Below are 4,233 nucleotides of genomic sequence, written 5' to 3'. Positions count from 1 at the left end.
AACCGGCGACCTCAACCTTGGCAAGGTTGCGCTCTACCAACTGAGCTACGTCCGCATCGCTCCGGGCTTTTCAACTCGGTGCGAGAGCAGAACAGTAGCGCACTTTCCGCCCTTGTAAAAACCGGATTCCACACCCCTCGGCGACCATCTCCGCCAGCCTGGAAATCACCTCTGACGTCACAGTGGTCGCACCCGTTCTGTCCACTCGCCACGCCGCCGATCCGGCCCTTCGTCACCCCTTCAACGGCACCAATTCGACGTTCTCGAGGTACTCGGGATCGCCCCGCAGTTCGAGCATCTCGACACGCCCTTCGGTGACCGTGAAAGAGAACACAATCACCGGTTCACCGCGGCGCATCCACACCAGGCCGGGGATTCCGTCCACGAGTACGAGCCGAGCCGCCGCGGCCCGGCCAAGGAACATCCGCGCGACATCGGCCGCACCGGACAGCGGGGCCTCGGTCCCGTACGCAGCAGCGCCCGCGTCGGCATGCAGCACGATGTCGGGGTCTAGCACTTCAAGAAGGGCGGTGAAGTCGGCGTCACGGGCAGCGGCGAGGAACGCGTTCACGACTTCCTTCTGCCGAAGCACATCCGCGCCCGCGGGTTCCGGCGTACCCCGTACCCGGCGCCGCGCCCGGCTGGCGATCTGCCGCGCCGCGGCCGGCGTCTTGCCGATGATCGGCGCGACCTCGTCGAACGGTACGGCGAACAGGTCATGCAGTACGAACGCCAACCGCTCCGCCGGCGTCAGCGTTTCGAGTACGACGAGCAGCGCGAGCCCGACGGAATCAGCTTGTACTGCTTCGAGTTCGGGGTCCGGCGTCACGTCGTCGGCGATCGTGGGGGAGTGCTCCTGGACGGGCCGCTCGGGCCGCACACGACGGGCGCGCAGCATGTCGAGGCAGATCCGGCCGACCACCGTAGTGAGCCAGCCACCGAGGTTGTCGATCGTCGCGGTGTCGCTGCGGCTGAGCCGAATCCACGCCTCCTGCACCGCGTCCTCCGCCTCGGGCTCGGAGCCGAGCATCCGGTACGCCACGGACCGCAGGTGGCTCCGGTTCGCTTCGAACCGCGTCGCCAGCCAGTCCTCGCCACTCATCGGGACCACATCCTCCACATGTCACACTGACCGGCCGAGCGCCGTCAGTCGTCTGACGGAGCACCCGCACCAGATGTGACACCCGGAGGATGATCAGTTCATGACGGCACCACCGCGCCCGCTGCTAGTACGCAAGCAGGACACGCTGCACCGGCTGGAACAGGATGTGGACGCCTGGGTATCCACAGCCGCTCCGGACGGTACGCCGTACCTGATGCCACTGTCTTTCCTGTGGAGTGCCGGGTCGCTACTGCTGTCGACGGCCCGGACCAATCCGACCGGTCGGAACCTGTTGGCCAATCCAGTACTGCAGCTGACGCTCGGGGAGGTCCGGGACGTCATCCACGTGGCCGGTACGGCTGCAGTGGTCGAGCCGACCGAGGGGGAAGGTGAGGCGTTCGCTGCGAAGGCCGGCTTCGACCCACGTCCGCTGGCGAACTATCCGTTCTTCCGGGTGACTCCGACGCGCATCATGGCCTGGCGTGAGGTGAACGAGCTGAAGGACCGCGTACTGATGGACAACGGCGACTGGCTCGTTTGACCTCTGTCTTGCGACGGATGTGGGAGTACGTCGCAGGACAGAGCTGTAGTGCAGAAGTTCGGTCTGCGCACCGATGAGTTGAAGGGCCTGGCGTACCTACGCTTCCGGCGTCATGCACCGACGTAGGAGGCTCCAATGCGCATCATCGGCACGGCCGTCATCGCTGGGTTGTCCGTGTTGCTACCGGGCGCTGCACCCGCGCAAGCGGATCAGCTCGACTGGCACAGCTGCAGTACCGGACCGGAGGACGAGGTTGGTACCAGCCTGGACGCAGCGGGAGCGCAGTGCGCCGAGCTGCAGGTGCCGCTGAACTACTCCGATCCGAACGGCCGCAAGATCACTCTGGCGATCGCGCGGCGCAGTGCAACGGACACTGCGCACAAGCAGGGCACGCTGGTGGTGAACGTCGGCGGACCAGAGGCGTCGCGGCAGGGCGTCACGTGGTTCCTGGACAAGAACCCGTCGCTGGCTGCCAAGTACGACCTGGTAGGGATCGATCCACGGTTCTTCGGCCGCAGTACGACGCTGGAGTGCGGCTATCCGACCAATTTGTACCTGCAGAGCGTCCAGTACGGCAGTCCGACTCGGGCTGACTTCCGGAGGAGCAGTGCGGTGGCACGGGACCTGGCGGGGCGGTGCGCTCCGTACAAGGACCTGTTGCCGTACACATCCACTCGGAACATAGCGCGTGATCTGGATGTCGTACGCGATCAGCTTGGCGTACGGCGGCTCTCGTACTTCGGCGTCTCGTACGGCACGTACCTCGGTGCGGTGTACATGCAGCTGTTCCCGGAGCACACCGATCATTTCGTACTGGACAGTGCGCACGCACCGGACAACTACGGGCCGAACTGGACCCGCGAGACCGCACAGGCCGATGCTGCGGCGCTGGCGGACTGGGCTGGTTGGGCGGCTCAACGCAATGCTGACTACCAGTTGGGCGCTACTCGAGCTGCTGTGCTCGCAACAGTCGACCGGATCGCAGCAGCTACCAGGAGAGGGCCGGTGCAGGTCGGTACGCACCAGGTGACTGCTGCGATGCTGCCTGGTCTGTTGTTGACCGTTGACGACACCGATGCGTCGTACGCCGAGTTCAGCGCACAGGTGCGCGTACTGCGTGATGCCGTGGCCGGACTGGTCGTCACACCGACGGCATCCCAGGAGCAGCGCTTCCAGTTGTACGACCTGACCGACGTGATCCCGGAGTTCAGCTTCAGCGCTAACACCGCCAACCAGTGCGCCGACCGGACCACCTCACGCGACCCGGAGACATACTACCGCGACATCCAGGCACACCGGGCAACAGAACCGCTCTACGGCCCGCTGGCGCGGGACATCAACCCCTGCGCGTTCTGGCCGACCAGTCCGGCCGAGCAGCCCACCACTATCGCCAACAGCCGCCCGGCCCTGATCCTCAGCGCCTCCGGCGACCCAGCACTTCCGTACGCCGGCCAACTAGCCATGCACCGTGCACTGCGCGGCTCCCGCATGATCACACTCCAGAACAGCTACCGCCACGGCGTGTACGGCGCATCCCCCTGCGTCGACACCCTCACCAACCACTACCTAACCACCGGCCAACTACCAACCCAAGACCCCACCTGCTAACAACCGCCGGCACCCGACCAGACCTGATGACAGCTGCCGGAACCCGACCAGACCTCCTGGCAGCGGCCAGCAAGCGACCGGATCTACTGGCGGCTGCTGGTGCGCCTTCTGATGTGCTGACAGCTGCCGGTACGCGACCCGACCTACTCGCAGTTGCCGGTACCCGACCCGGCCTACTGGCAGCTGCCGGTACCAGACCTGACCTGTCGACAGCTGTCGGTACGCGATCGGACTTGCGGGCAGCTGCCGGCACGCGACCCGGCCTACTGGCAGCTGCCGGTACGGGATCTGACTTGCTGACTGCTGCTCGTGCGCCTTCTGATGTGCTGGCAGCTGCCGGTACCCGACCTGGCTTTGCTGACAACTGCCGGCAAGCGATCGGACTTGATGGTAGCTGCCGGTACGTGACCTGTCTGGTCGACAGTTGCCTGCAGGTGATCTGACCTGGTTGCAGTTCACGTTCGGCCGGGGCGGACCAGTCCGGACTCGTACGCGAACACCACGGCCTGCACGCGATCCCGCAGCCCGAGCTTCGCCAGCACACTGCTCACATGAGTCTTCACCGTCCCGGCCGACACCGTCAGCCGCTCAGCGATCTCCGCATTCGACCAGCCGCGCGCGATCGCCTCCAGCACTTCCCGCTCACGTGCGGTCAGCCCGCCGACCGCACGAGCAGCCCCCGGGTCAACCGCCGGCGGCAGCCGCTCAAGCAGCTGATCCAGCACCCGCCGAGTAGTAGACGCAGCAAGCACCGCATCACCCGCATGCACCGTACGAATCGCCGCCAGCATGTCCTCCGGCGGCGCGTCCTTCAGCAAAAACCCACTAGCCCCCGCCCGCACAGCCGCCAGCACGTACTCATCCAAATCATAGGTAGTCAACATCAACACAGCCGGCCCCCGCCAACCACCCACCACCTGTCCCACCCCCGCCGACCTCGCCCCACCGCCCGCGCACTCCACACCGGCCGCGCGCCCCGCAC

Annotated in this window: 3 protein-coding genes and 1 pseudogene; 2 read left to right on the top strand and 2 right to left on the bottom strand. The window is 66.0% G+C overall.

Annotated features, from left to right (window positions below; genetic code table 11):
- Window positions 1-232: 232 nt before the first annotated feature.
- A complete protein-coding gene (locus ABD260_RS37270) occupies window positions 233-1,102 on the bottom strand; it encodes a sigma-70 family RNA polymerase sigma factor (protein WP_344241667.1) in 870 nt (289 codons plus the stop codon).
- A gap of 100 nt (window positions 1,103-1,202) precedes the next feature.
- On the opposite strand from ABD260_RS37270, the gene ABD260_RS37265 reads away from it, so the two are divergent.
- Window positions 1,203-1,643 (top strand): pyridoxamine 5'-phosphate oxidase family protein, encoded by a 441-nt coding sequence (locus tag ABD260_RS37265; protein ID WP_344241665.1) that lies wholly within the window; start codon window positions 1,203-1,205, stop codon window positions 1,641-1,643.
- Between the two features lie 135 nt (window positions 1,644-1,778).
- Window positions 1,779-3,251, top strand: coding sequence for an alpha/beta hydrolase (locus tag ABD260_RS37260; RefSeq protein WP_344241663.1), 1,473 nt, complete (start codon window positions 1,779-1,781; stop codon window positions 3,249-3,251).
- A 455-nt stretch (window positions 3,252-3,706) separates the two neighbouring features.
- Here ABD260_RS37260 and ABD260_RS37255 read toward each other — a convergent pair.
- Window positions 3,707-4,141, bottom strand: a pseudogene (locus ABD260_RS37255) (LuxR C-terminal-related transcriptional regulator); the annotation flags it as partial.
- Window positions 4,142-4,233 lie beyond the last annotated feature (92 nt).

It is taken from the genome of Kribbella hippodromi (assembly GCF_039531045.1).
Lineage (GTDB): Bacteria > Actinomycetota > Actinomycetes > Propionibacteriales > Kribbellaceae > Kribbella > Kribbella hippodromi.
This window is presented reverse-complemented; position numbering and strand designations above follow the sequence as displayed.